Annotated in this window: 23 protein-coding genes and 1 riboswitch; of the genes, 2 read left to right on the top strand and 21 right to left on the bottom strand. The window is 47.3% G+C overall.

Annotated elements, in window-relative coordinates; all coding sequences use genetic code 11:
* Positions 1-4: 4 nt before the first annotated feature.
* From pstB to NFR98_RS07965, 5 genes are all read right to left on the bottom strand, one after another.
* A complete protein-coding gene (gene pstB / locus NFR98_RS07985) occupies positions 5-826 on the bottom strand; it encodes a phosphate ABC transporter ATP-binding protein PstB (RefSeq protein ID WP_225621024.1) in 822 nt (273 codons plus the stop codon).
* Positions 810-1,175 carry a hypothetical protein gene (locus NFR98_RS07980; RefSeq protein ID WP_179234285.1) on the bottom strand — a complete coding sequence of 122 codons (366 nt, stop codon included), beginning with the start codon at positions 1,173-1,175 and terminating at the stop codon, positions 810-812. Before NFR98_RS07980 ends, pstB begins: the two co-directional genes overlap by 17 nt.
* Entirely contained in the window at positions 1,172-2,056 is an 885-nt protein-coding gene (gene pstA, locus NFR98_RS07975; RefSeq protein ID WP_251459919.1) for a phosphate ABC transporter permease PstA, read from the bottom strand. Before pstA ends, NFR98_RS07980 begins: the two co-directional genes overlap by 4 nt.
* Entirely contained in the window at positions 2,053-2,907 is an 855-nt protein-coding gene (gene pstC, locus NFR98_RS07970) for a phosphate ABC transporter permease subunit PstC (protein WP_235601115.1), read from the bottom strand. The genes pstA and pstC overlap by 4 nt, the downstream gene beginning before the upstream one ends.
* A gap of 366 nt (positions 2,908-3,273) precedes the next feature.
* Complete coding sequence (locus tag NFR98_RS07965) at positions 3,274-4,161, bottom strand: phosphate ABC transporter substrate-binding protein (RefSeq protein WP_014095851.1); 888 nt, start codon at positions 4,159-4,161, stop codon at positions 3,274-3,276.
* Between the two features lie 220 nt (positions 4,162-4,381).
* Here NFR98_RS07965 and hemG point away from each other — a divergent pair, with 220 nt between their 5' ends.
* On the top strand, positions 4,382-5,794 hold the full coding sequence (gene hemG, locus NFR98_RS07960) for a protoporphyrinogen oxidase (RefSeq protein WP_251459917.1): 1,413 nt from the start codon (positions 4,382-4,384) through the stop codon (positions 5,792-5,794).
* A 157-nt stretch (positions 5,795-5,951) separates the two neighbouring features.
* Here the strand turns inward: hemG and pnpS are convergent, their stop codons facing one another.
* The 3 genes from pnpS to NFR98_RS07945 are packed head-to-tail and all read right to left on the bottom strand — an operon-like array spanning position 5,952 to position 8,842.
* Positions 5,952-7,739 carry a two-component system histidine kinase PnpS gene (gene pnpS / locus NFR98_RS07955; RefSeq protein WP_017551680.1) on the bottom strand — a complete coding sequence of 596 codons (1,788 nt, stop codon included), beginning with the start codon at positions 7,737-7,739 and terminating at the stop codon, positions 5,952-5,954.
* 17 nt (positions 7,740-7,756) lie between these two features.
* Entirely contained in the window at positions 7,757-8,449 is a 693-nt protein-coding gene (locus NFR98_RS07950; protein WP_013858648.1) for a response regulator transcription factor, read from the bottom strand.
* Positions 8,450-8,482: 33 nt separating this feature from the next.
* Positions 8,483-8,842, bottom strand: coding sequence for a DUF5316 family protein (locus NFR98_RS07945; RefSeq protein WP_251459915.1), 360 nt, complete (start codon positions 8,840-8,842; stop codon positions 8,483-8,485).
* A gap of 301 nt (positions 8,843-9,143) precedes the next feature.
* Between NFR98_RS07945 and fdxA the strand changes: the two genes are divergently transcribed.
* Entirely contained in the window at positions 9,144-9,380 is a 237-nt protein-coding gene (gene fdxA, locus NFR98_RS07940; protein ID WP_026684169.1) for a 4Fe-4S ferredoxin, read from the top strand.
* Between the two features lie 108 nt (positions 9,381-9,488).
* On the opposite strand, the gene NFR98_RS07935 is transcribed toward fdxA, so the two are convergent.
* The 13 genes from NFR98_RS07935 to cccB form a co-directional block, all read right to left on the bottom strand.
* The gene (locus NFR98_RS07935) at positions 9,489-10,427 is read right to left on the bottom strand and encodes a siderophore ABC transporter substrate-binding protein (RefSeq protein WP_251459913.1); all 939 of its coding nucleotides are present in this window, start codon (positions 10,425-10,427) and stop codon (positions 9,489-9,491) included.
* Positions 10,428-10,441: 14 nt separating this feature from the next.
* Complete coding sequence (locus NFR98_RS07930; RefSeq protein WP_014095858.1) at positions 10,442-11,200, bottom strand: iron ABC transporter ATP-binding protein; 759 nt, start codon at positions 11,198-11,200, stop codon at positions 10,442-10,444.
* Positions 11,194-12,144, bottom strand: coding sequence for an iron chelate uptake ABC transporter family permease subunit (locus NFR98_RS07925; RefSeq protein ID WP_277613376.1), 951 nt, complete (start codon positions 12,142-12,144; stop codon positions 11,194-11,196). Before NFR98_RS07925 ends, NFR98_RS07930 begins: the two co-directional genes overlap by 7 nt.
* The gene (locus NFR98_RS07920; protein ID WP_251459911.1) at positions 12,137-13,087 is read right to left on the bottom strand and encodes an ABC transporter permease; all 951 of its coding nucleotides are present in this window, start codon (positions 13,085-13,087) and stop codon (positions 12,137-12,139) included. Before NFR98_RS07920 ends, NFR98_RS07925 begins: the two co-directional genes overlap by 8 nt.
* 312 nt (positions 13,088-13,399) lie before the next feature.
* Positions 13,400-14,596: a PDZ domain-containing protein gene (locus NFR98_RS07915; protein ID WP_235601113.1), complete on the bottom strand. Its 1,197-nt coding sequence runs from the start codon at positions 14,594-14,596 to the stop codon at positions 13,400-13,402.
* A gap of 1,200 nt (positions 14,597-15,796) precedes the next feature.
* Complete coding sequence (locus tag NFR98_RS07910) at positions 15,797-17,233, bottom strand: S41 family peptidase (RefSeq protein WP_017551675.1); 1,437 nt, start codon at positions 17,231-17,233, stop codon at positions 15,797-15,799.
* Positions 17,234-17,629: 396 nt separating this feature from the next.
* A complete protein-coding gene (locus NFR98_RS07905) occupies positions 17,630-18,613 on the bottom strand; it encodes a homoserine dehydrogenase (RefSeq protein WP_035182209.1) in 984 nt (327 codons plus the stop codon).
* Positions 18,614-18,867: 254 nt separating this feature from the next.
* Positions 18,868-20,166 (bottom strand): O-acetylhomoserine aminocarboxypropyltransferase/cysteine synthase family protein, encoded by a 1,299-nt coding sequence (locus NFR98_RS07900; protein WP_035189099.1) that lies wholly within the window; start codon positions 20,164-20,166, stop codon positions 18,868-18,870.
* Positions 20,167-20,269: 103 nt separating this feature from the next.
* A riboswitch (SAM riboswitch) is annotated at positions 20,270-20,377 on the bottom strand.
* Between the two features lie 99 nt (positions 20,378-20,476).
* Positions 20,477-21,922, bottom strand: coding sequence for a cardiolipin synthase (gene cls, locus NFR98_RS07895; RefSeq protein WP_014095865.1), 1,446 nt, complete (start codon positions 21,920-21,922; stop codon positions 20,477-20,479).
* A gap of 228 nt (positions 21,923-22,150) precedes the next feature.
* A complete protein-coding gene (locus NFR98_RS07890) occupies positions 22,151-23,494 on the bottom strand; it encodes a murein hydrolase activator EnvC family protein (protein ID WP_251459909.1) in 1,344 nt (447 codons plus the stop codon).
* 144 nt (positions 23,495-23,638) lie between these two features.
* Positions 23,639-24,523 carry a permease-like cell division protein FtsX gene (gene ftsX / locus NFR98_RS07885; protein ID WP_251459907.1) on the bottom strand — a complete coding sequence of 295 codons (885 nt, stop codon included), beginning with the start codon at positions 24,521-24,523 and terminating at the stop codon, positions 23,639-23,641.
* A complete protein-coding gene (gene ftsE / locus NFR98_RS07880) occupies positions 24,513-25,199 on the bottom strand; it encodes a cell division ATP-binding protein FtsE (RefSeq protein ID WP_013858633.1) in 687 nt (228 codons plus the stop codon). The genes ftsX and ftsE overlap by 11 nt, the downstream gene beginning before the upstream one ends.
* 1,169 nt (positions 25,200-26,368) lie before the next feature.
* The gene (gene cccB / locus NFR98_RS07875) at positions 26,369-26,692 is read right to left on the bottom strand and encodes a cytochrome c551 (RefSeq protein ID WP_052123294.1); all 324 of its coding nucleotides are present in this window, start codon (positions 26,690-26,692) and stop codon (positions 26,369-26,371) included.
* Between the last annotated feature and the right edge of the window lie 157 nt (positions 26,693-26,849).

Raw genomic sequence — 26,849 nt, 5'->3', positions numbered from 1 at the left:
GGATTTAGCCAAAAAAGCCGGATAAGTAATCCCTTGTTTGTTGTTTTTCCGGTTTAGTAAACATTTTCGTCGTGTCCCCCGCTTCGATCAGTGCACCCATGTAAAAGAAGGCGGTTTTGTCAGAAATGCGGGCGGCCTGCTGCAAATTGTGCGTGACAATGGCAACGGTATAATCTTTTTTCAGTTCGAGCATCAGTTCCTCAATTTTACCGGTTGAGACCGGATCGAGCGCCGATGCCGGTTCATCAAGAAGCAGGACATCTGGGTTCATGGCGAGCGCCCTTGCAATACAGAGCCGCTGCTGTTGGCCGCCTGATAGGGCAAGCGCGGACGTATGCAGGCGGTCCTTCACTTCATCCCATAATGCAGCTTTTTTTAAGCTTTCTTCGACAATTTCTTCCAGCCATGCTTTTTTCTTCACGCCATGGTGCTTTGGGCCGAACGCGACATTTTCAAAAACCGATTTTGCGAACGGATTCGGGCGCTGGAACACCATGCCGATATGCTTTCGGATTTCAAAAACGTCCGCGCACGAAAGGGTGATGTCGGCTCCTTTATAAAAAATTCCGCCGGACATCCTGCAGCCTGCAATTTCATCATTCATGCGGTTCAGGCTCCGCAAAAAGGTGGATTTTCCGCATCCGGACGGGCCGATTAATGCCGTCACCTGATGTTCGGGAAACGCGAGGCTAACATTTTGGATCGCTGCTTTTTCCCCGTAAAAAACACTTAAATTTTTGGTTTCGATGATAATGTTCTGTGCTTCCGGCATCTGCCCAGGGATTTCAACCGCGGGTAGCACTATTTTTTCATTCCGTGCCAGCATCGATACTGCCATGAGTCATTCCTCCTTTTATTGTGAAATGATTCAGGTGGATCTGTTTTTTGTCTTGGCTAAAAGGAAACGTGTGCAAGCCTAGCGTTTGATACGGATGGCCGTTACCAGTTTTTGGAACGGTACATGCCCAACCTCTTATGGCGAACTCAACCGATTGTCGAGCTGTTTGCTTCTCATTCTCGCTAAGTAAAAACGAGCTATGATGCCAAACAGACGTAGCGTTGTTAGTTTTTGAACATCCCCACTTATCCGGTTGCGAAGCTGTTGCTTTTAATCCTGCCATGCACCGATTTGAAAGCAGGCACGGCACGTTTCCAAATGGATACGGTGCCTTCATTGCGAAGTCATCCGGTTGTGGAGCCATTTGCCGATAAACCTTGCTGAAAAATTAAAGATAAGCACAAACAGGATCAGCACTGCGGACGCGCCGCTTGATACGGACGCGGCATCCGGCATGAGGCCTTCCCCGTTGATTTTCCAAATGTGCACAGCCAATGTTTCAGCCGGGCGGAGCGGGTTCAGCGGAGAGTTCATGCTGAACGGGTTCCAGTTTGAAAAATCAAGATTCGGCGAGCTCATGCCTGCTGTATAAATTAGGGCTGCCGCTTCGCCGAAAACGCGCCCGGAGGCCAAAATAATCCCGGTGATGATCCCCGGCAACGCAGCCGGAAGCAGCACCGATTGAATCGTTTCCCATCTTGACACCCCAAGTGCAAGGCCTGCTTCCCGCTGCGCTGGCGAAATGGCACGGAGCGAATCTTCCACGACCCGGACCAGCAGTGGCAAATTGAAAAGCGCCAATGCAAACGCGCCGGACAAAATCGAAAATCCCCAGCCCATCGACAGGACAAAGAACAGAAAACCAAACAGCCCGACCACAATAGACGGAAGCGAAGACAACACTTCAATCGCCGTCCTGAGCAAATCCGTCAGCCGGTTTTTCCGTGCATACTCTGCCATATAAATGCCTGCGCCAAGTGCGATTGGCATGCTGATCGCCATTGTCAGCACGAGTAAATAAAAGGAATTGAACAACTGCGGCCCGATTCCCCCGCCTTCTTTAAAGGTTTGGGGAGGGGACGAAATGAATGACAAGCTGACGTGCGGCAGCCCTTTTACAAGAATGTATCCGACGAGCCCCGCAAGAATGGCGACGATAAACATGGCAATGAAGTAAAGAACAGATGTTGCGATACGGTCTGCCATTTTTGTTTTCATGCTGCATCCCTCCTGCGGCCGATAAAACGGACGATGATGATAAAGACGAGCGACATGAGCAGCAGCACGAGCGCCAGCGTCCAAAGCGCGTTATTTTCCACGCTTCCCATCACGGTATTGCCCATGCCCATCGTTAAAATGCTTGTTAAAGTGGATGCCGGTTCGAACAATGAACGGGGCATCACCGTTGCGTTGCCAATCACCATCTGCACCGCGAGTGCTTCGCCGAATGCCCGGGCCATCCCGAAAATAACAGCCGTTAACAGGCCCGGCCGCGCCGTCCGCAGCACAACTTTGTAAGTCGTTTGCCAGCGCGTCGCCCCAAGTGCAAGCGAGGCTTCCCGGAGCGAATCGGGCACAGCCCGGATTGCATCCACCGACAGACTCATCACAGTCGGCAAAATCATGACCGCAAGCACAATAGTTCCTGCCGCAATGCCAAAGCCGCTTCCTGATATATGTTCACGAAGAAAAGGAACGACGACGCTTAATCCAATAAATCCGTAAACAACCGACGGAATGCCTACAAGCAATTCGATGACCGGCTGCAACATTTTTTGCCCCCGTTTAGCGGAAATTTCCGTCATAAATACAGCCCCGCCGATTGCAAGCGGCGCACAGACGATAGCGGCAAGAAATGTGACGGCAAAGGAACCGGTTATCATAGGCAAAGCCCCCGCAACCGGGTTTCCGGCAGCATCCTTTTTGCCCGGGTTCCAGTCTTTTCCAGTGAAAAATTCTAGGACACTGGCATGATGTTCAAAGAAAAGGGCAAGCCCTTTTGTTGCGACAAAAATAAAAATCGATGCGGCAACAACCGCCATCAAAGCAATGCAAATCAGTGTCATCATTTTCCCGCGCCGTTCTATTTTGATTTTCGAACGCGGCTTAGCTTTATTTTTGACAACCTGTTCTGTCCATTTGAGTGCATTTTCACTCACGTTGTTCAAATCCCCTTCCGGTTACGGTTTCTAAAAACGGGCATGGTTGCCGCTTTGATTTCCGGATGAATTTCTACTTTGCGAGCAACCTGCTTTGCCCGCTCGGCTGTTTGTGCTTTTACATGGTCTATCCTTTTCAGTTGCGGTTTTCAAAAAAGGACAAGACAAGCAGAAATGTGCCGCCGGACGTGCCCCGGATAACCGGAAACCGTATCGTTCTGGCGATCATTCTGCTGCTTGCATCAGTTCAGAGCTCCGCAAAGTTTTAAATCCACTTTATTTTGTTGTAACGTTTCCGCTTGCATCCCGTTCAACTTGCATTTCAGAAATAGGCATGTACCCGAGTTTCGGAACGAAGTTTTTTTGCACTTCATCCGAAAGCATGTAATCTATAAACTTTTTCGTTAAGCCTTTTGCCTTTCCTTTTGTGTACATATGTTCATAAGCCCAAATTTTCCATTTGTTTGTTTTGACGTTCTCTTCTGTCGGTTCAACGCCGTCCACTTTTAAAGCTTTGACTTTATTGTTCATATAAGAGAATGCGAGATAGCTGATAGCCCCCGGTGTTTCGTTGACAATTTTTTGCACAGTGCCCGAAGAGTCCTGTTCCTGCGCTTTCACTGCAGTAGCGCCATCTAAAGCCTGTTTTTCAAAGACGGCCCGTGTGCCAGATCCTTCCGCACGATTGATCACAACGATTTTTAGGTCTTTTCCGCCGACTTCTTTCCAGTTTTTAATTTTTCCAGTGAAGATGCCGATCAGCTGCTGTTTTGTCAGGTTATCGACGCCGATATCCTGATTTGCAACCGGCGCAAATCCGACAACCGCAACTTTATGGTCCGTAATTTTGCTTGCGTCAATGCCGTCTTTTTCCTCGGCAAAAACGTCAGAATTCCCGATTTGGACAGCGCCTTCCGCAACTTTGCTCAATCCAGTTCCGCTGCCGCCGCCCTGTACGTTAATGGTTGCTTCAGGATGATCATTCATATATTGTGTCGCGGCTTCCTGCACAAGCGGCTGGAGTGCGGTTGAACCGACAGCCGTGATGCTTTCCTGTTTTGCGCCCTTGCCGGATACTGTCGTCTCTTTTGTGTTCCCGCACCCGGCTGCAATCACTGCGAAAATCGTGAATAAGCCAAATACCGCTGCAAACTTTTTCTTCATTTTTTTGCCCCCTGTTTTTTATTGGCTTGCTCCTTGCACTTTTAAAGATAATCGTGCGGTATTAAGCAGATATGAATGGAATGTTAAGAGTTTGTAAAGATGATAGAACCAGGTGTAAGATTTTAAAGGGTGATTGTCACATTTTAGGCAAAAACATAAAAAATAGAAGAAACCGGTTTGTTTATAATAGAAGTAACAGAGGCTGAACGGAGGTATAAAATTGAAATCGGTCGTGATCATTGGCGGGGGCATTACGGGCCTTACCGCATTGTACGAGCTTCATAAACAGATTGAAAAAACAGGGGCACAGGTATCCTTGGCCCTTGTGGAAGAAAATCCGGAAGCCGGCGGAAAGCTCCGTACCGTCCGGAAAGAGGGTTTTATTATGGAAACGGGCGCGGATTCGATCGTTGCCCGCAAAAAAGGGGTAGCCGGGTTTTTGAAAGAACTTGGGCTTGAAAACCGGATCCGCCACAATGCTACCGGCATCTCGTATCTTTACCGGGAAGATGGGTTAAAACCGATTCCGCGAGAGGCAGTGTTTGGCATTCCGGCAAGTTTGGATGCCCTTTTTGGCAGTGAACTTGTTTCAACGAAAGGGAAACTGACGGCGCTGAAAGATTTGTTTACGAAAAACCATTCTTTTACAAAAGACAGTTCAGCCGGAGAATTTTTGGAGGCTTTTTTCGGCAAAGAACTGGTGGAGAAACAAATTGCGCCGGTGCTGTCCGGCGTTTACTCCGGCAATTTGTATGAACTGACATTGGCGACAACAATGCCGTTTCTTGTCGATTATAAAAATCGGTATGGCAGCATTATGAAAGGTTTGTCCGAACATAAGCAAACTTTCTTGTCTCCTGAGAAGAAAAAATTTGTATCGTTTAAAAACGGTTTGTCCGAACTGGCTGACCGCCTTGAGGAAAAGGCAGCGGGCGCTGACATCATAAAAGGCGTGAAAGCAGATGCGCTTGAACGGCACGAAAAAGGCTATACTGTTGTATTGTCGGACGGGCGCAGGCTTAAAGCAGATGTGGTGGTGCTTGCCGTACCGCATGCTGCAGCGAAGAAACTGCTTGCGAACCCTGCTTTGGATAAGGAATGGGATCAGTTTAAGGCCGCTTCGGTGATCACCGTTTATCTTGGTTTTGACGTGCCGGATGCAGTCTTGCCGAAAGACGGGACAGGTTTTATTGTTTCTGGCGGAAGTGGGCTCGTTTGCAATGCCTGCACATGGACAAGCCGGAAATGGCCACACACGTCGAAAAATGGACGCCTGCTGTTGCGCTTGTTTTATAAAGACGCGGATGCCGCACTGTTTAACCGGCTGAATGCGATGGATCAGGAGGGCCTGATTGAAACGGCGCTGAAAGATGTGCGGCAGGCGCTCGGGATAAGTGCACAGCCAGTGGCAGCGGAAGTGACAAAATGGCTGGGCAAGATGCCGAAGTACGATTTGCACCACCGTCAGAGGGTAGAAGCGCTAACCAAAAAGCTATCAGCAAGCGACCCGGACGTGGTGCTCGCCGGTTGCTCTTACTACGGCGTCGGCATCGCCGATTGCATCGTGAATGGAAAAGAAACGGCGGGAAAGGTAATGGAAAAACTAAGGGAGCAGGGCAGTTTAAATGTGTAAATCATGTATTGCCGAATGGACAAAATTTGCAGTTCGCCCCCTTTTGTCCTTCATCCCGCTTATGAAGGACATTTCGGTCCGCAGCTCTTGCTTTTTTGTCTTTCATCCCGCTTATGAACACCTCCCATATCCGCAAAAAGCAACAGGCCGGGCACTTTTAAACAGCGTCCGGCCTGGTTTGCGTCCGTGGCAGGGTGACTATAAAGGTGCTGCCTTTTCCTTCCTCGCTTTCCACTCGGATCTTGCCATGGTACGATTCAACAAGATGCTTAACGATTGCAAGACCGAGCCCGGTGCCGCCGGACTGCCTTGACCGGGCTTTATCGACCCGGTAAAACCGTTCAAAGATGCGCGGCAAATCCCTTTCAGAAATGCCAATGCCTGTATCGCTTACGATCAAGTCCAGTTCATTTTCCCTTTCGATCAGGCTGATTTCAATCCTGCCTTTATCCGGCGTATAGGCAATCGCGTTCGTTACCAAATTCAACAGGATTTGGCGGAGACGGTCTTTGTCTGCTTCCATCATGACGTGCCGCTTTTGTGGCAGGACAAGTTCCAGCTGTTTCTTTTCTATTCTCTTCCGCATCGTTTGGGCGGTCTCTGTAATCACATCGACCACATTGAGCTGTTCCATTTTCAACGGAATGCGGTGCTGCTCGATCCTGGACAAATCGAGAATGTCGGAAATGAGCCGGTGCAGCCGGTCGGACTCGTCATAGATGATCTTTAAAAATTCCCTGAGTGTCGCTTCATCATACATGGCACCGTCCAGAAGCGTTTCCGCAAACCCTTTGACAGAGGTGACGGGCGTTTTCAATTCATGGGAGACATTTGCGACAAACTCGCTGCGGATCTGCTCAAGTCGTCTCGTTTCTGTTACGTCGTGCAGGACCGCCACAACGCCGCGCAGCTCTCCGCTCTCCCCGACATATGGCGCAATATGGGCATCGAGAATGCGCTCTTTCGGGTAATAAAGATGGACCTCGTCCCGAAACCGTTCACCCGTTTTTAATGAACGATCGATCAGCTGGCTGAGCCCGAAACTTTTTCCCGCTTCGATATGGCGCTTTCCAATCAATTCGCCGGACGACAAACCCGTCATTTCTTCCATTGCCCGGTTCACGAGCATGATCCGCCCCGATGTCTGAATAAGCATGACCCCGCTGTCCATATTTTCCAATACGGCGGTCAGCTGCTGCTCGTTTTCATCAATCTCGTTCATTTGCTGCTTTAAGTTATGGGCAAGATTATTAATGGCTTTTGTCAGCTGCCGCAATTCCCCGCTTGCATTGACACGGACACGGCTGTCATAATCTTTTTCAATCAGGCGGTTGCTAACCTCAATGCTCGCTTCAATCGGGCGCGTAAATTTCCGTGCCAGCACATAGCTGATCCAGCCGGAAATGAGGAAGGCCACCGCCATTGCAAGCCCGAGGCTGAACCACAATCCTTTTAGCACAGCATCAATCCGGTTAAGCGCAATGGAGGTCCGGATGACTGCGATAACTTTCCCATTTTCTTTTACCGGATTTGCGACATACATCATATTGTACCCGAGCGTATGGCTTGAGCGGATGGACTCACCGCTTGCTTTATGCTGCCTAATAACCTGCCTGAATTCCGGTCGGTTTGCGTGATTTTCCATCTTTGCCGGATCATCGTCCGAATCTGCGAGCACTTTCCCGTTTGTATCAATGATGGTAATACGCGGTTCGTGGTTGGAATAATAATGCCGGACTTTTCCTTGCAGTACATCCGGCTTGTCTTTGAATGTTTGCGGACGGATCGTTTTCATCAGTAGATCTGCATCCTGGGAAAGCTGCGTGCGCGCCATGTCCATATATGTATGTTGAATCATATCAGCAACGAAAAAACCGATAGCCAGCAATACGGCGGCCAAAATCGATAAAAATGCAATAAAAATGCGGATCCATAATTTATTCATTGCATAGCCCTTTCCTGCTACATCACTTCCATTTTATAGCCAAAACCCCTGACTGTTTTAATATATTGCGGCTGTTTCGTATCTTCTTCCATTTTTTCGCGAAGGTGGCTGATGTGTACGTCGACGATTCTTGTATCACCCGCAAAATCGAAATTCCAAACAGCATTAAGCAGCTGGTCGCGACTTAACACTTTTCCTGCATGGTTTGCCAAATACAAAAGCAATTCGAATTCTTTCGGGGTCAGCTCCAGTTTTTTCTCTTTAAAATAGGCTTCGAATTGTTCCGGTAAAATGCGCAGGTCGCCCACTTTTATCGCCTCAGCGGTTTCTTCTTCTGTTTTTGTTTCTGCCCGCCGCAGGATCGCTTTCACACGTGCCACCACTTCCCGCGGGCTGAACGGTTTTGTAATATAGTCGTCTGCCCCGAGTTCAAGGCCGAGAATTTTATCCAGTTCATCGCTTTTGGCTGTCAGCATTAAAATGGGCGTATTGATTTTCCCAAGCCGCAGCTGCTTGCAAACGTCCATGCCGTCCATGCCCGGAAGCATCAGATCGAGAATAATGACATCAAGTTTTTCTTTCCTTGCTGTATCATATCCCTCGTTTCCGTCACTGGCAGTCAGCACTTCAAAACCGGCCTGCTCAAGATTAAATTTTAAAAGGGTCACAATGGATGGTTCATCATCCACAACCAAAACTTTTTTAGCCATCTGTTATAGCCCCGCTCCCCGACTTGTTTTTCTTCATTGTATCGTGCCTGCTTTTCCATTGTAAAGCTGGATCTCAAGCATTCCACGCGCGGCCGGGAAATATGTAAATGTTAAGCGTACATTTGGATGAGAAATCCCACCAGTACGGTAATCAGATTCGGCAATCCGAACAGGAAAAATAGCATCGTCAGGCTGATTTGTTTCAGAAAAATAGTTTGCCCGCGTCTCCATGCCGCCCACAAACGCCCCCATCGTGATGCCGGAGAATACAATTCCAATTGCTGCCGCTATCCCGTAGAGCCAATAGGTTTTTGAAAAATCCCCGGTAAAAAGCCCCGCAATGATGCCAATCGCAGCAATGATTATTCCGATTATAAAAGCATATGCCTTCAATTTTGCCCCCTCCGTTTCTTTATTGTTATATTCAGCCTTCATCGTAAAATGTCCTGCTTTTAAGAAGCTTGTTGTTTCGTTTTTTTCCGCAATATGCCGATATGCAGAGAGTTTTGATTGAAAGATTCGTACCATTTTGTTATATTAAAAATGATCGTTAAAAGATAAAGCATGGACGCCCGGCTTCGAATATTGCGTATTGTCACCCCGCCAGCCCGGGATGCCCAGCTGGCAAAATGGATGTATATAAGCGCAACGCTAGACGGATATTATTACATATAGGAAAAAGGTGATCTGGAAAATGGCATTTGTAATTACCCAACCGTGCATCGGTGAAAAAGCGGCCGAATGCGTGGATGTATGCCCCGTGGATTGTATTGCCGAGGGGGAAGACCAGTATTTTATCGACCCGGATATTTGCATCGATTGCGGCGCTTGTCAGGCAGTTTGTCCGGTAGAAGCCATATATCATGAAGAAGAACTGGAAGAAGCGGATATGGCCTTTTTGGAAAAAGCGCGCAAATTTTATGCAGAGTGAAAAAAAACCCCCGCATCATGCGGGGGTTTTTTTGAAATTGGGCTTTGACATATTCGAGTCGGTAGCCCTCCGATTCGTCCGTTTTTTTGAAATTGGCTTTTGAATGACTTAATCGATCGCGTTCTGAACTTCCTTCACCATTTCGGATACGGAGACGAGCCCGCCACCGGAAAGGTACCAGTAACCCGGGTCAAGATAAACGATATGTTTGTTCTTGTAAGCATTCGTTTTCTTGACAAGGTCGTTTTCGATGACGCTCTTTGCGTTTCCGCCCTGCCCAATGGCTGCATCGCGGTCAATGACAAACAAATAGTCGGGATTGGTTTTCACGATATATTCAAATGACACATTCTGCCCGTGAATGGATGCTTTAATGTTTTTGTCCGCAGCCGGTACACCAAATACGTCGTGTATGAGGCCAAACCGTGAACCCGGTCCGAACGCGCTCACTTTTCCGCCGGTTGTCAGGACAATCAACGCTTTGCCGTTCACTTTTTCCGCTTTTGCATGCAGGCTGTTGATTGAATCATCAATATCGGCCAATTGCTTTTTCACGGCATTTTCTTTATTGAAAATTTTGCCGAGCGTTTCCATATTCTGTTTAAAGGAATCCATATACTTCGTTGTATCCAGCCCCATATAAACCGTCGGGGCAATTTTCTTAAATTCCTTGTAGTTGTCCCGCTGCCTGCCGGAAATGATGATCAGGTCCGGATGGATTTCACTGATCTTGTCAAAATCCGGTTCCATGACGCCGCCGACATTTTCATACTTGCTGCTTTTGTATTTTTTCAAATATGACGGAAGATTGTCCTGCGGCACACCTGTCACTTTAATGCCCAACTTATCCATCGAATCCAGCACACCAAAGTCAAACACGACGACTTTCTTTGGGTTTTCCGTGACTTTCGTGGTTCCAAGTTCATGCTTTACAGTTATTTTCTTTGATGAGGCACTGCTACCCCCGGCGCTTTCTTTCGTTCCGCACCCGGCAGCAAATACTGCTAACAACAAAATCATGACTCCGGCCAAATAGCGCTTTCTCATCTCAAATCCCCTTTTCATCCATAATATAAGCAAAACTTATTTTGACAGTAATCCTGAATTTGAATATCCATATCGTAAATTTCCTTTAAAACAGAAGGGCGAATGATGTCATCCGTTTTCCCCTGTTTTACGATTTTCCCGTCTTTCATCGCCACAATGTAATCGGAATAAAACGAGGCGAAATTAATGTCGTGAATGACAATTAAAACGGTTTTGCCCAGCTCATCGGCAAGCTTGCGCAACACTTTCATAATCTGGACCGAATGTTTCATGTCAAGATTATTTAACGGTTCATCAAGCAAAATATACTCCGTGTTCTGGGCCAGCACCATTGCGATGTATGCGCGCTGCCGCTGCCCACCGCTCAGTTCATCCAGGTACTGGTTCTCATATTCTTCCAGTTCCATATAGGCAATCGCTTTATCAATCATTTTTTGATCCGAATCCGTGAGCCGTCCTTCTGAATGCGGAAAGCGCCCGAATGCGACAAGTTCCCTTACTGTCAGCCGGATGTTCATATGATTGGACTGCTTCAGGATGGATATTTTTTTCGCCAGCTTTTTACTGTTTGTACGGCTGACGGCCTCCCCGTCTATGTATACATCCCCTTCATCCGAAAATTCAAGCCGGCTGATGATCGAAAGCAGGGTGCTTTTCCCGGCACCATTTGGCCCGATAAAAGAAGTGATTTTCCCTTTTGGAATTTTAACAGACACATGATCAATGACCTTCTTGCTCCCGTAGCTTTTTAAGACATTCATCACATTTACCATGCGCGACTCTCCTTTAAAAGTAAGTAAATAAAATAGATGCCCCCGGCAAAATTGATGATGACGCTGAGCGGAACAGAGAACTGGAAGACTCTTTCCACAAGCAGCTGCCCTCCTGTCAGGAAGACGACGCTGATCAGCATCGCACCCGGTATAAGGATTGTATGCCGGTATGTATCAAAAAATTGATAAGCGACGTTGACAACGAGCAGGCCAAGGAATGTGATCGGCCCGACCAACGCCGTCGAGACGGAGACAAGGATGACGACAATCAAAAGCAGATGCCGCACTACCCGGTTATAATCGACACCAAGGTTGACCGCCTGATCCCGCCCGAGCAGCATCACATCCATAAACTTGGCAAAACGCAGATAATACAACCCGCACAATACAACAAGCACAAAAGAAACCCACAGCAAATGGACATTCACATTGTTGAAGCTGGCAAACATTTTATCCTGCAGCACCTGAAACTCATTCGGATCGATCAGCATTTGCATAAAAGAAGTGAAACTGCCGAATAAAGTGCCAAAAATCATCCCGATCAAAAGCAGAAAATACATATTTTGCCTGCCCCGGCGAAGAATTAAGTGGAACAAAACGGCAGAAAACAGCACCATCGCCACGAGTGAAACCACAAAATTGACATGGCTCTGCATCATCGTTAGCGTTTTGGCTCCCATTGCGAAAACGACCGCCGTCTGGATCATGAGATAAAGGGAATCCAGCCCGAGTACGTTCGGCGTTAAAATGCGGTTGTTTGTAATCGTCTGAAAAATAAGGCTTGAAAAGGCAATCGCACAGCCGGTCAGGATGATGGCGAAAATTTTCCGGATTCTTGAAGGGATAATATAGTTGAAATCCCAGTAAGATCCGATGCAAATATACGCTGCAATGAGGCCCGCTGCGATTGCGGCAAGCATAAGCAGTTTTGAACGACTATGCATAAGCGTGTCTCCTCAGCAGCAAATATACAAAAATGCCACTCCCGATGATGCCGGCTGTTAAACTGATCGGCACTTCATATGGATAAATGACAAGGCGCCCCAAAATATCGCAAAATAGCAGGAACACTGCCCCAAGCAGCGCCGTCACCGTAATGCTTTTTTTCATATGGTCGCCACGGTAAATGGACACAATATTTGGAATAATTAAGCCCAGAAACGGGATGGTGCCGACTGTCAGTACAGTTGCCGAAGTAATCAGCGCGACAAGGGCAAGGCCGATATTGACCACCTGCTTGTAATTCAGGCCAAGGTTTTTGGCAAAATCTTCCCCCATGCCGGCGACCGTAAACCGGTTTGCGAACACATACGCGACAAAAACGGCGGGAACTGCTAAATAAAGCATCTCGTACTTCCCTTTCAGCACGCCTGAAAAATCGCCTTGCAGCCATGAGGACAGGCTCTGGATTAAATCGAATTTATACGCAAAGAAAGTCGATACAGAGCTTACGATATTGCCAAACATCAGCCCGACAAGCGGGATGAAAATTGTATCGTTCCATTTAATCCGGCCCAGTATTTTCATGAACAGCAAGGTGCCAGCCAGTGCAAAGCAAAAAGCAACCGCAATTTTGATCAGCGGGCTTGCCGCCGAAAACAGAATGATCGCAACCAAAATGCCGAGCCGGGCACAGTCCATCGTGCCGGCTGTCGTCGGGGAGACAAATTTATTTCTCGTCAACTGCTGCATCACAAGGCCGCAGATGCTCATGCCCATGCCTGCAATGATGATGCTGATCAGACGCGGCAGGCGGCTTGCCAGCAAAATTTCCGTCTGCTCCCTGCTTAAATGGAGCATATCCGCCGGTCTGATATTTTCTGCGCCGATGAAAATTGAAATGATGGACAGGACGGCAAGCAGGGGCACTAAATATCTTTTTTTCATTCCATTCGTACTCCCCCGTTTCTTTTGTCAGCTCGTTGTAATTGATTTTCATTATCAATTATAATTATATTGATAGTGAGAATCATTGTCAATTAAGTTTTCAATATTTTTAACGTGTTTTCCATAGAAAACAGGTTTTGAATTTTGACAGATAGAATTGCAAGGATCATAGTCAACGAAAAACGCAACCGGCCTTTTGAAATCGCCTCCGTACGAGATGGTCAGTGACAAACGCAATTGTGGTTACGATGTGTCGATGAAAAAAGCGGCGGGACCTCCTTTTGGAAGTTTCCGCCGCTTTCTATTTTCCGGTCATCCCGCCTGGTCCGGATCCCAGTTGATGTTATTTTCTACGGTCAATATGCCAAGTTCATGATGCTCGCCTTCATAAAGCGCGCCCTGGGCAAAGCGCATTTCCCCGTTCGTATCGATGACTTCAAGTTTGCAATAAGCCGGGCTTTTCTGTAGGGCACGGTAAAATTCATCCGTATTGCGAACGGGCTCGCCGTTGCATTTGGAAATCACTTCACCGATGGAAAGCCCCATTTTCTCCGCTTTTGAACCCGGTATGATCCCTAAAACGATCATGCCGTTGTTCTGCTGTGTAAAATAATACGGTGCGTTGTTTTCACGCATCCGGTGGCGAATGGAGATCCATGCTCTCGCGACAATGGCAAAAACGGCTGCTGCTGCAGGAAAATAAGGAAAATAGAGCCCTGCTGCTCCGATTGCGGTCGTCATGATGCCCGCCCAAATAACCCAGGTCCCGATCCGCTTCAATGCAGATTGCGGTAAAGTGCTCTGGATTTGGTGCTGGAAACCGATTAAAAACGGGACAAGCACCAGTGAAAACGTATGTCCACCCCAGTTCACAACAGGCCACCATGAAGCGGTGACCGAAAGCGGGCCTGCGGGCAGAAAACAAACGACCGGCACAAGCCAGAGTTTTTTGGCCACAAATGCACCGACATTCAAACCGCGCCGGCTTTTCCGCAGTTTCGGGGAAACATGCTTCGTGCCGCTTGTCCTCAGCAGCACGCCTTCCGCTAACAAAAGAAGACCTGCTAAAATGGAGAGCCCGGCAACCATCGCATCGGTTGTGCCGCTCATCCAATCCGGCAGTTGAACCGGCAGCCATGTGAAAACAAAAAACAGGAGTACCGGTATGCCCAAGGTAAATGCCGGTGAGAGAAACCGGAATTGGCCTACGAGCGAAAATAAAATCGTCGCAGCCGCCACCGCAGCAAGAACAGGCCATGACACTTCAACCCCCGCCGCCACTGAGAGAGCGGAAAGGATCAACCCGCATATGAGCCCGGCAGGAAATAAAGACCGCAGTTCAAGCGATCCTTTATAAATCCTGATATGAAAATCGTTTCTTTCCCGCTTCACTCTTGCCGCACCAGAAACGAGCGCGAGCAACAGCGCATAATAGAATATCGGATGGAGAAAAAATCTTCCGATGCCTTTTAACACTTCAATGAGCCAAATCTGTTCCAACCGAAACACCATCCCCCGCACGTACCTATTTGTAGTATTATTTTAGCAGATTTTGGCGAAAAGCGCTTCGAAATTCCGGATTTTGTATGTGTCAAGTTTTTCAGCGATAGGGATATGTACCAAGTTTTTCGCGACAGGGGTTTAAAATCGGGTATTCTAAGACGCTCTTTTTGTACACTTTTGGCTACCGCGCTATGCTTGCTTTCCTGGCTCAGGAGGAAGCTGCCCCGAAGTGACGTAATATTTCTGTATAAAGATGGATAACAGGGGTGTTAATGCGCGCGAAATCCACTCGCTTTTCGTGGGCGGCCGGCGAGCCTCCTCGCTCGTGCCTCGCTGCGGGGATGGACTTCAAAGAGTTCCGGAGGACAGTTCAAAGGGGCATAACTAGACGCGCCCTATGTGAAGGAAGAGTCTCGTTTTTGCTTGCTTTCTTAACGTAGACGGACTCTATGTGAAGAAAGGCCTTCTTTTTCCCGCGCTTCCTTAACATAGGGCTTGCTAAATAAGTAAAATTCCTAGATTTGGCAAGGATGCTGACAGCTTTGGCAAAAATTAGAGGCAAGGGTGTGATAAAAATCCAGGGAAAAGCTTGCACTTGAAAACTGATTCAATGTATAGAAAAGACAGAATCGCATTTTCGAAGATGGATTCTTCTAGAGCTTACTGACAAAGTGGAGACAAACTCAGAATCGGATTCGTTCAGCAAGCCCTTATGCCATCCACCTGTCAAATAAGTATCCCACACAAATTAAGAGGATTGCAAAAATGAAGTGGACCTTCTTCTCGTTTATTCCTGTTTTTTCCAAAACGAGAAATATGACTGCTACCAATCCAATATATACTGCACTTGCTAAAAAGTAGCTTACGTTCGCCAAAAATAGCGTGGGATACTTTTGACAAAAACCAGCTGTAATACCAAAAACAAGTAACAATAAAGGAATTCTTAATTTCCAATACATCATTAATCCCTTTTTCAAAGCATAGTTATCTTTTCTTTATTATATTACCGGCATAAGACAATGACCATAAGGATTTTTTTCAGACTCATAGATTTTCTATCCAAACCGGCATCCACGTTTATTTTTCCGTTATTTTTACAACTGCGCTGGGAGTCGCAAAAGTGGCAGTAAGACAGAAACATGAGAGTTAAGGGCAAAAAAGCAAATTGCTGCACGTTGGCTTGCAACCCGGCCCGCTGATGCGTCGTTACTTACTGACAACCTTTAAGGCGACTTGCAGCTGCAAATCGTTTTTTTCCGCGTGCGCCATTTTGTACAGCGATTTTTCCATTTCATCGGCCGTTTTTTGATTGATGCTGCCGGTTACCGGAAGGCCTTTGTCAAACTGGAACGCCTTGACGGCATTTTCCGTCTGGATATCGAAATAACCGTCTTCCCTTCCCGGTGAAAAACCAAGACTCTTTAGCATTTGCTGGGCGGTTTTGATTTGGGTGTTGTTCATATCCTTTTTCAAAATGTGTGCAATTTGCAAAGCCTGGGCATCAAAATAGTCCGGCTGTTTCACTTCAATCGTCGGGGCAATGCCTTTATGATGGATCCAATGGCCATCGGGCGTAAGCCATTTAAACATGGTGAGTTTGATGATGCTCTCATCTTCCATCGGCACCGCTTCCTGCACCGTCCCTTTGCCGAATGTCCGGACGCCAATTAACGGATAATTTTCCGTTTCATGAAGTGCAGCCGCCATTATTTCAGAAGCGCTCGCGCTGCCTTTATCGACGAGAACCGCAACCGGGTAAGCCTTCTTTTTCTTCAGTTTGGACACATACTGGACACGGTGCCCGCTCCGTTCCTCAATTTGCAAATACGGCTTGTTTCTTGTAACAAACTGCTTGAGAATCGCTTCAACACTGGAAAGAAGGCCGCCCGGATTTCCCCGTACATCAATAACAAGCCCTTCCATGCCGCGGTTTTCAAGTTTTTCGAGCTGCTGTGCAAAATCTGTTGCCGTATCTTTTGAAAACTGGGTAATGCCGATATAACCGATTTTTTTCCCGTTTGCCTTTTTCATTTTCGAGTAGACCGTGTCAAGCGGGATTTCATCACGTTTGACCGTCACTGTCATCTGTTTGCCGGATCCGGCCCTTGAAATACCCAGCTTCACATTGGAGCCTTTTTTTCCTCTGATTCGTGTTGTCACTTCGTATAAGTCCATGCCTGCCGTACTTTTTCCGTTAATTGTTGTAATCACGTCTTCCGGGCGCAGTCCCGCTTTTTCCGCCGGGGAGTTTCTATAAGGAGAAACAATCAGTATTTTTCCGTTTTTTTTGGTAATTTCGGCGCCGATGCCTTGAAAAGAGGAATCCAGCGTGTCATTGAATTGCGCGGCTGTCTCTTTGTCCATGTAGACGGAATACGGATCGTCCAATGTACTGACCATGCCTTTGATTGCGCCTTCCACGAGTGTTTTTTCGTCAACTTTCCGGACATAGGAACTTTTGATTAATTGGTATGCCTGGGCAATTTTTGTGAGGTCCGGCATATTGCTTGTCCCACCGGTTGTTTCCTGGCGGGTGGGGGCTGCCTTGTCCTTTTGTGAAAACCATTGGCCTGCCGTATAGCCGCCGCCTGCACCGGCAAGCAGCGATCCCGAAATCGCAAGCGCCAGCCATTTTCGTTTCATGGTGATGCCCTCCTTGTACAAGAAGCGCCGCCAAAAGCGGGGTTCTTCATCTCGATAATTCAATATATGTACAAGCCGGGGGGCATATGCCGGGTAGCGGAAAAAGACGGCGAAAGTCCCGCCGAGGATGCAAACAGGCTGCCGTGAAGCTAAAAAATGCGTAATGCAAAACGGGCTCTGGTTTCTTTAGGGGATACGCGATCCGGCCATGACCATGCTGTTCACAAAACAGCACGAACGGGACGGAGCCACCATCACAACATGTAAAAAAGAAGCCTCTTCCGCTAAGAGCCGGCAAAGCAAAAACGGAAGAAGCCGTAAAGAGGTTGAGGGGTTCTCCCCCCGCGCTAAAATGACATCTTAGCATCGCAAAAAATATGGATACGTTTCCTTGGTTCACGAAACGGCATCCAATTGCGGAACGGGCCGGTAACCCGCCGCAAAGTCTTCAATCATGGCGCTTGCCGTCGGAAATTTTCCGGCACCCGGACCTGTAAGGGTAATTTTTCCGATCAGGCTGCCGTAAATCGTGATGGCATTGTTGACGCCTTCCACCGCATAAAGGGCGTGTTCGGGAGGGACAAGGACAGGCTTAACGGATGCTTTCAGCGTACCGCCATCACGGTATATGTCCGCAATATGCTTATAACGGAGTCCCTGCCGATCCGCTCTTTCAATATCCGCAAGCGAGAGGCCGCCTATGCCTTCAACTTCTACTTTCTCCCAGTCCGGCTGGGTTCCGAATACGAGCCGACTCAGGATCATCAGCTTGCAAAAGGCGTCCTGCCCTTTTACATCATTGCCCGGGTCAGCTTCTGCATAGCCGTGCTGCCTGGCAATTTCCAACGCTTCTTCAAACGGAAGATGTTTTTCGCGCATGGCCGATAAAACAAAATTGGATGTGCCGTTTAAAATCGCCTGTACACGCTGGATATCATTAACCTGAAGCTGCTGGGAAATCGTCCGAATCACAGGGATGCCGCCTGCAGTTGTCGCTTCGTAACCGACAAACACGCCTTTTTCTTTCGCTTTTTCAAGCAACACATTCCCATATCGTGCAAACATGACTTTATTGGCAGTAATGACGTGGCAGCCTTTTTCAATCGCTTGTAAACAGTAGGAAAAGCCTGGTTCTTCCCCGATAATCGCTTCAAACACGACTTCAAGGCCGGGAATGGCGAGAACTTCCCGGAAGTCCGTCGTAACGAGTACAGAACTGTCAATGTTCCGCTTTTTTCGGGGGTTTTTGATCAGAACCGCTGCAATCTCTACCTCGGCATGCAGCTTTTCTTTCAGCTGCTCCCGGTGGGTCCGGACCGCTTCGTACACGCCCTGGCCGACCGTCCCAAAGCCGAGCAGCGCTGCTTTAATCACTCTCATTATCCAAACTCCTCCCTACATCTAGCGCTCTTTCGCCTCTGAAGCGTTTTGTTCATTTAAAACGGTCAAGCGGTCCGACAGTATTCGGTGCAGCCGGTATCCAGAAGCTCCCGATCTGGATCAGGTATGCAGACCGTCCGGGCCGCAACATTGTTCAATGGGATCAGCCCAGAACATCGTATAAGTTTTCCGGATCGCCTGTTGGCATTCGCATGGCGGCCTTCGCACGAATCTGCCGGACCCGCTCCCCGCTTTTACCGGGCTGTAACGGCTGTTGCTTTTGTAATGGCCTGATCGAGGTCGGCTGTCAAATCTTCGACGGCTTCAAGCCCGACGGACAGGCGGATCAAATCGCCTGTGACCCCTGATTTTTCCAGTTCTTCATCGCTCAGCTGCGAATGCGTAGTCGTTGCCGGGTGGATGATCAGCGATTTCGCGTCGCCGACATTCGCTACATGCGACCACAGCTTAATATTGTCGATCACGCGTCTTCCTGTTTCCCGGCCGCCTTTCACACCAAAGTTGACAATGGAGCCGTAACCGCCGTTCAAATATTTTTGCGCCAGCTCATGGGACGGATGGTCTTCAAGGCCCGGGTAATTGACCCAAGCAACATCTGGATGGTTTTTCAGAAATTCCGCGACTTTCAATGCATTTTCGTTATGCCTTTCCACACGCAGATGCAGCGTTTCAAGCCCTTGCAGGAATAAAAAGGCGTTGTCCGGGCTTAAAGCAGGCCCGAAGTCGCGCAAAAGCTGAACGCGAAGTTTTGTGGCGAACGCAGCCTGTGCCGTGTCGACGCCGTAGCGCAAGCCGTGATAGCTCGGATCCGGTTCGCTAAAGTCCGGGAATTTGTCTGTGTTCCAGTCAAAACGCCCGCCGTCAACGGCAACACCGCCGATCGCCGTTCCGTGCCCGCCGATCCATTTTGTCGCCGAATGGACAACCACGTCCGCGCCCCATTTGATCGGATTCGCGCCATACGGAGAAGCAAACGTGTTGTCGACAATCAAAGGAATACCGTTTTCATGGGCCACTTCCGCCACTTTTTCCACGTCGAGCACCTGCAGGCTTGGGTTGCCGATAATTTCCGCGTACAATGCTTTTGTTTTCGGGGTGATCGCCTGGCGGAACGCTTCAGGGTCGGACCCGTCCACAAACTTGACGTTAATGCCGTATTTCGGCAATGTCACAGCAAACAAATTATAGGTGCCGCCGTAAAGATTGCTGGCGGATACGATGTCATCACCCGCACGCACGATGTTCAAAATGGAAAAGGCAATGGCCGATGCGCCGGATGATAAACCGACAGCCGCTGTTCCGCCTTCCAGTGCAGCAACACGTTTTTCAAAAACATCCACAGTCGGATTGCCGAGACGGGAATAAATGAAACCTTCTTTTGATAAATTGAAGACGCCCTCCGCATGTTCTGTATCCGGAAAAACGTAAGAAGTCGTCCGGTATACCGGTACGGCGCGCGATCCTGTCGCCGGGTCCGGTTCCTGGCCGCCGTGCAACAATAAAGTTTCCGGTTGGAATGATGGTTGTGTCATTTTAAAGCCTCCTGATTTTTTAAAATTTTTTCGTGAAAGATGGAAGAGGAAATGAAAAAACCCTCTTCGTAAGGGAAGAGGGTTACAATGTATGTAAGTTCCTCCCTTATCTTTCAGACGCATGTCTGTAGGAATTAGCACCTTTTCAGGCAAATGCCTGAAGGTTGCCGGGCTTCGCAGGGCCTAGTCCCTCCGCCGCTCTCGATAAGAGTTTCTTTTCATAATTCAATTTTGAATGACTTATTGTTTAAGATTATAGAAGAACAATGGCAAACCGTCAACCTTTTTTTGAAAAAATTTTCTTTTTCTTCTACAATATTGGCGACAATAGCCGGGAAATGGACTCTTTAAACCGCACATAAAGCGGCCGGTTCTGGTAATCATGGAGCGTTAATTCGGTTGATTCGGCCATATCGTCCCGGAAAACGCCGGCAAGTGTGCCGGAAAGCTCACGGTCGTACAGCACGGCGTTCACTTCAAAATTGAGACGGAAACTGCGCACATCGATATTGGCCGTCCCAACGGAAGCAATTTTCCCGTCTACGACAATCATTTTCGCATGGATGAACCCTTTTTGATAAATGTACACTTTGACGCCCGTTTTTAACAGCTGGCCGATGTTGGAAAGCGTCGCCCAATAGACAAACATATGATCCGGTTTATTTGGAATCATAATCCGAACATCCACTCCGGATAAGGCGGCAAGCGTCAGCGCATTCAGGAGGCTGTCATCCGGAATAAAATACGGTGTTTGCAAATAAATATATTTTTTGGCGGAATTGATCATTTTAATATAGCTGTTTTTAATCTGCTCCCATTCAGAATCGGGGCCGCTTGAGACGATTTGGATATCGGTTTCACCCTGCGATGGGATGACCGGGAAATAACGTTCTTCATCTCTTACATCATGCGGTGACGCCTGATTCCAGTCCAAAATAAAGCGAGTCTGCATGGCATAAACAGCACTCCCTACAATCCGTAGATGCGTATCCCGCCAGTAACCGAATTTCTTATTCAGACCAAGATACTCATCCCCAACGTTAAAACCGCCGATATATCCGATCTGCCCATCAATAATCGCCAATTTCCGGTGATTCCTGAAATTGACGCGCAAATTGACGAGCGGGATCCGGGCAGGAAAAAAGGACGCCACTTCCCCACCAGCAACAACAAGCGGCCGGAAAAATTTGCGGCGGAACAGCATCCGCGACCCCATATCATCATAAAGCAGCCGCACCTTTACGCCTTCTCTTGCTTTTTGCGACAGCAGTTCAATCAATTCATGGCCGAGGCGGTCATTCCGGAAAATATAATATACAAGATGAATACTGTCTTTTGCATTCCGGATGTCTTCAAATAAAGCCTCGAATTTTTTCCTGCCATCTGTAAAGATATCGACGTGATTGTCCTGGGAAAGGATCGCCCCGTCATTCATCAGCAGCATATAAACGAGATCCTTGTACTGGATTGTCCGCTCATCATGAAACGGAAACCGGTTTTCGCGCAGCAGTTCAATTTGCTGCTGGGAAATTTCCTTAATGCCAATCTTCTCCTGTACTTTCCAGTCGAAAATTTTACGGCGGCTTAAATTTTGTCCAAATACCAAATACAGGATAAAGCCGGCAATCGGCAGGAATAACAGAACCAAAAGCCATGCCCAAGTTGCGCCGACATCCCGCCGTTCAAGGAAAATAACGGTTCCCGCCAGAATAAAATTCAAAAGAAACAAGATAACTAGTAGTACCGTTATAATCATTGCGTTCTCCTTTTCGTACACCCTTTGTTCCTGCTTGAGGTTTGTTCCCGGCCGGTATCCGGGAACACGGTGAAGTGTTTTGGAATTGATATAGGATATGTTTGCGCAGCAAAAATAACAATTGTATCATACCATAATATTTGCGCCTTACCTATCGTACAGCACTTTCCCTGCCATTGCATGCAAAAAGAACCGCACCAATGGATACGGTTCTTTTTTTCGTTCTTATTAAAAGTTAACGTAGTTTCTCGGGTTTTGGGCACCGGTATGTGGCGGTGGTGTCCAGCGGCCGTTATAAATTTCAAAGTGAAGATGCGGTCCTGTTGATTCCCCGGTATTTCCCATTGCTCCGATCTGCTGCCCTTTGCTGACGTGCTGCCCGGTGCTGACGCTGTACGAGCTCAAGTGGGCATAAACGGTTGTGTACAACTTCCCGTTAATGTAATGGGTGATCATGACGCAATTCCCGTATGAAGAAGAGTGATACGCCCTGAACACGACACCGTCGGCTGCAGCGACAACCGGTGTCCCGATGCTGTTGGCAATGTCAATGCCCGGATGGAACCCGCCGGAACGCCCGCCGAATTCAGATGAAATATATCCGGATGCCGGTCGCGTAAAGGACCCGGAAGATACTTGCGGAAGGGATCCGCCGGAATGGCTCCCGGAACTTGACTTGACCGATGCAGAGCGGGTTGTCCCTGCGTTTGATCCTGCTGATCCTATTGATCCTGCATTCGTTTGTGCCTTTGCTGCTGCATCTGCTTTTGCCGCCGCCTCTTTTCTTGCTTCAGCCTGCTTTTTCGCAAACGCAATCGCTTTTTCAATGGAAGCTTTCTGGTCAGCCAGGATGCTCTTTTGTTCGCTCAGCGACATTTTCTCTTCTTTGAGGCTATCTTTTTGTTTGTCCAGCTGTTTGATTAACGCCGATTTCTCGCTCTCATCCTGTTTCAGACTGTCTTTTAATGATTGTAAATCAGACAGCATCGATTCCAAATCGGACAGTTTCTTCTCTACTGATGCCTGTTTGTCTTTTAAATCCTGTTCATCTTTTTTCTGTTCTTCCAAAATTTGCCGGTCTGCTTCAACCAATGTCTTCACTGCCGAAAAGCGGTCAATAAAATCACCGACGCTTTTCGCTTCCAAAAAAACATCCAAATAATTAACCGAACCGCCGCCGTTTTTCTGCATTGCGCGGGCGCGGTCTTCTAAAATGGCGTTTCGGTCTTCAATCCGCTTTTTGATTTCGGCGATATTTTTCTTCAGATCAGCAATCTGGCTTTTCGTTGTGCTGATATTCTGTTCCTGCTCGCTGATTTTTTTGTTCGCCGATTGAATTTTAGACTCAATCGCCTCAAGCTGGCTGCCGAGAGAAGCCTGCTTGTCTTGAATGTTGGAAATCTGGTTGTCTTTTTTGTCCATTTCGGATTGGACATTGGAAAGTTTACTCTCAATCTCGCTTTTTTTCTGCTGCAAATCTCCTGCCGCACTCGCATTGGACTGGTAGCCGAACAGGCCGCCCAAGCTGAGCGTGCATACAACGGCAGCAGGCAGAATGGAACGCTTCTTCATCTTTTTCCCCCTCAGAGCAATATGGTTTTGTTTTATGTATCCGGGGACGCAACGCCCCGTTTTTCCTATGTTTTAAAACGAACGGAAAAGGGTATAGCATAAAAATCAGGCGGACGGGACCGGAATACATCCCTGCCGTTCCCGTTACACTTTCAAATAACGGCGGATCGACATCGAACTTCCCCAGATTCCGATGCAGACGCCAAGCACGAGCAGCAGGCCGTCTACGCCGTAAATGAACGGGCTGATATCAAGCATATGGATAATATTGTTTTGAAGCTTCGGCTCCACGATTTTATAAACGGAGTAATAGCCGAAGGAAATCAGCACAATCGGCAGAATGGACCCCAGGATCCCGAGCCAGAGCCCTTCGAGAAGAAAAGGCCAGCGGATAAACCAGTTTGTCGCCCCTACCAGTTTCATAATCTCGATTTCTTTTCTTCTGGCAAAAATCGTAATTTTAATCGTATTCGAGATAAGGAACATCGCCGTAAGCAGCAGGGCAATGATTAACACAACCCCGACATTGCGGCAGATACTTAAAACATGGAACAGCTTTTCCACTTTTCCTTTACCGTAAATGACGGATTCGACATGGTCCATTTTTTGAATTTGCGCTGCAACTTTCGGCGTGTCTGTCGGCTGCTTTGTTTTGACAATAAATACATCATACAATGGGTTGTCCTGCTGGAACAGTTTAAAATCATCACCCATTCTTTTAACCAATTCTTTTAATTCCTGTTGTTTAGAAGAAAACTTGACAGAATTGACGGCGTTCAGACTCTCAATCTCGCTTTTCAATTTTTCCCTGTTGGCAGCCTTTGCCGCTAAATCGATATGGACGCGAATTTCCACGTCGTTTTCAATATCGGAAGCAAATTTATTCATGTTCAGGATGATCACAAAAAATACGCCGACCAGAAGCAGGGTAATCGTTACGGCACTTGCCGATGCAAACATCATCCAGCCATTCCGGCCAAGGCTTTTAAAACTTTCCCGGAAGTGGCGTTTAAGCGTATTAATCTTCATAACCGTAACCTCCCAGCTGCTCATCGCGTACCACTTTCCCGCCTTCAATGGCGATGACGCGGTGCTTGTTTGTGTTTACAATATCACGGTTATGGGTAGCCATGACAATCGTTGTCCCGGTTACGTTGATGTCTTCGAGGATTTTCATAATGTCCCATGAAGTTTCTGGATCGAGGTTTCCAGTCGGCTCGTCCGCAATAACCACTTTCGGCATGTTGACGATGGAACGGGCGATGGAAACCCGCTGCTGTTCACCGCCGGACAACTCAGAAGGCAGCATTCTTGCTTTATTTTTCAACCCGACCTGGTCGAGTACTTCCATAACGCGGCTCCGGATATAGGAAGGTTCCTGCTCGATCACTTCGAGGGCAAACGCGATATTTTCATATACAGTCAATGTCGGCAGCAGCTTAAAATCCTGGAATACGACACCGATCTGCCGCCGGAAATAAGGAATCCGTTTGTCCCGGAGCTTTGAAAGATTGACGCCGTTCACGATGACATCCCCTGCTGTCGGCTTTTCTTCGCGGTAAATCAGTTTGACGAGCGTGGATTTGCCTGCGCCGCTCGGGCCAACGATATAAACAAATTCGCCCTGGTTGATTTTTATATTTAACCCGCTCACGGCCATGACGCCGTTCGGGTACTTTTTATAGACGTCCTTTAATTCTATCATTTCCTCACCTGGCTTTTTCAATGTAGCGTGCCGAAATGAAAAATGTGTCAACGGCACCGGCAAAAAACGCCAATTTTTGCAATACCCATACACCCGTCCCAGTAAAAGATCCGCACGGGATGATTTGCTGTAAGAAAAGGCTGCGTAAAAGCCTTTCTGCATAAAATTTGACTTTTTTCTCTTTTCAACGCGCGAGAATCCGCATAATTGCTCGAAATTCGCACATTAACTATTATAGCATCCCTTGCCTTAAGCGACATTACAGTTTTGTTTCAAATTTTCTAATGGGGGTGAACATTTTTTTGAGGATCGCTTCGCATTTTGGAACTTTTTAAGCCTTGTCTGAAACTATAAATGAATACCGTTGACACTTCCCCATCATTCTCCCTCCCTCGACAAAAAATAGGGATTCCCGTCGTATGGGAATCCCTATTTTCATTCACTGTGTCCTCGCATTCACTTTTTCGAAAAAAACCCGGTAATAAAAGAAATTACGCTTACAACACAGTCCGCCACTAAAAATGTCCCTATTCATCTATTTTCATTATATCCTTGACCTGTAATGTTAGTTGGTACGAAGATCATAATAATGCCTGAACCTAACCACTACTAATCAATTGTAATATAGATAGCATGGTTACAAATGATTCCTTTATATCATAAGCATTCTCATTTTGGCAGTGCCATATATACTGATATTGCCAAAAAAATGAACCCGACTACAAGTTCAATCCCAAATCTGGCTGTCTTGTTTTTCCTGTACTTAAAGCTGTTCACAAGAAGAACAATTCCGACAACAAAGCAAAAAAGCATGACCCAAAACCCCATGATTTTTCTCCCCCATTCTTCCATAAAGATCCATTATCTCTTTGGCTTCCCGTTTTTGTAAACCCATCTCCGTATGGTTAGAAGTAGTACAAAGGTACAAACGAATAACAGAAACATGATGTGAATTTATTTCCTGTATTACAACCTATTGGAAATTTTTTTACATTATAACACATGACTTTTATATTTGTAAACGTTTAATTTTATTTTTTTCGTTTTTTTCAAAAAGGTCGCGTAACGCTCGCCTTTTTATCCCTTACTGAGCCGGTATTTTTGCAGTTGCTGTAGAAAAAACTTTCCACCTTTACCAAAAAACGGGCCGGTTTTCCGGTCCGTTTTTGTCATTTTTTCTTGGAAAGCCATTTCGCGACTTTTTGGGCATCGTCTCCCTTTAAAAGCCCTTTTGGCATGTCTCCTTTTCCGTTTTCAATGACATTTAAAATCTGTTTTTCGCTGAGCTTAGAACCGATATGCTGCAAATTCGGCCCGACATTTCCTTGCAATTGATCGCCATGGCAGGCAGAACATTTTTGGTCTACCAGTTTTTCGGCATCGCCGCCACTTGCCGTGTTTTTCCCGCCGTCTGACGATGGAGATCCGTTCCCGCAGGCGGAAAGTCCAGCTGCAAGTAGAATCGCCGTCAAAGCTGCACACCATTTTTTCATCCGAAGTCCTCCCTCCTATGCACATTCTTCTTCCATTATACCGAATGTCCGCCTAGGCAGGGAAAGAAATACGAAAAACGGTATGTGTCAAGTTTTTCTCGACAAGGTTTAAATATCGGGTATTCCTAGACACTCTTTTTGTACACTTTCGGCTACC

The sequence above is a fragment of the Weizmannia agrestimuris genome, assembly GCF_943193165.1.
Taxonomy (GTDB): domain Bacteria; phylum Bacillota; class Bacilli; order Bacillales; family Bacillaceae_C; genus Weizmannia; species Weizmannia faecalis.
Note: the sequence above shows the minus strand (reverse complement) of the source record. Positions and strands in the feature narration are given on the sequence as shown.

Coding starts and splice junctions, on each gene's coding strand:
- pstB (WP_225621024.1), bottom strand. CDS start 826: ATGCTGGCACGGAATGAAAAAATAGTGCTACCCGCGGTTGAAATCCCT.
- NFR98_RS07980 (WP_179234285.1), bottom strand. CDS start 1,175: ATGAAGGCACCGTATCCATTTGGAAACGTGCCGTGCCTGCTTTCAAAT.
- pstA (WP_251459919.1), bottom strand. CDS start 2,056: ATGAAAACAAAAATGGCAGACCGTATCGCAACATCTGTTCTTTACTTC.
- pstC (WP_235601115.1), bottom strand. CDS start 2,907: ATGATGACACTGATTTGCATTGCTTTGATGGCGGTTGTTGCCGCATCG.
- NFR98_RS07965 (WP_014095851.1), bottom strand. CDS start 4,161: ATGAAGAAAAAGTTTGCAGCGGTATTTGGCTTATTCACGATTTTCGCA.
- pnpS (WP_017551680.1), bottom strand. CDS start 7,739: ATGAATAAATTATGGATCCGCATTTTTATTGCATTTTTATCGATTTTG.
- NFR98_RS07950 (WP_013858648.1), bottom strand. CDS start 8,449: ATGGCTAAAAAAGTTTTGGTTGTGGATGATGAACCATCCATTGTGACC.
- fdxA (WP_026684169.1), top strand. CDS start 9,144: ATGGCATTTGTAATTACCCAACCGTGCATCGGTGAAAAAGCGGCCGAA.
- NFR98_RS07935 (WP_251459913.1), bottom strand. CDS start 10,427: ATGAGAAAGCGCTATTTGGCCGGAGTCATGATTTTGTTGTTAGCAGTA.
- NFR98_RS07930 (WP_014095858.1), bottom strand. CDS start 11,200: ATGGTAAATGTGATGAATGTCTTAAAAAGCTACGGGAGCAAGAAGGTC.
- NFR98_RS07925 (WP_277613376.1), bottom strand. CDS start 12,144: ATGCATAGTCGTTCAAAACTGCTTATGCTTGCCGCAATCGCAGCGGGC.
- NFR98_RS07920 (WP_251459911.1), bottom strand. CDS start 13,087: ATGAAAAAAAGATATTTAGTGCCCCTGCTTGCCGTCCTGTCCATCATT.
- NFR98_RS07910 (WP_017551675.1), bottom strand. CDS start 17,233: ATGAAACGAAAATGGCTGGCGCTTGCGATTTCGGGATCGCTGCTTGCC.
- NFR98_RS07905 (WP_035182209.1), bottom strand. CDS start 18,613: ATGAGAGTGATTAAAGCAGCGCTGCTCGGCTTTGGGACGGTCGGCCAG.
- NFR98_RS07900 (WP_035189099.1), bottom strand. CDS start 20,166: ATGACACAACCATCATTCCAACCGGAAACTTTATTGTTGCACGGCGGC.
- cls (WP_014095865.1), bottom strand. CDS start 21,922: ATGATTATAACGGTACTACTAGTTATCTTGTTTCTTTTGAATTTTATT.
- NFR98_RS07890 (WP_251459909.1), bottom strand. CDS start 23,494: ATGAAGAAGCGTTCCATTCTGCCTGCTGCCGTTGTATGCACGCTCAGC.
- ftsX (WP_251459907.1), bottom strand. CDS start 24,523: ATGAAGATTAATACGCTTAAACGCCACTTCCGGGAAAGTTTTAAAAGC.
- ftsE (WP_013858633.1), bottom strand. CDS start 25,199: ATGATAGAATTAAAGGACGTCTATAAAAAGTACCCGAACGGCGTCATG.
- cccB (WP_052123294.1), bottom strand. CDS start 26,692: ATGAAAAAATGGTGTGCAGCTTTGACGGCGATTCTACTTGCAGCTGGA.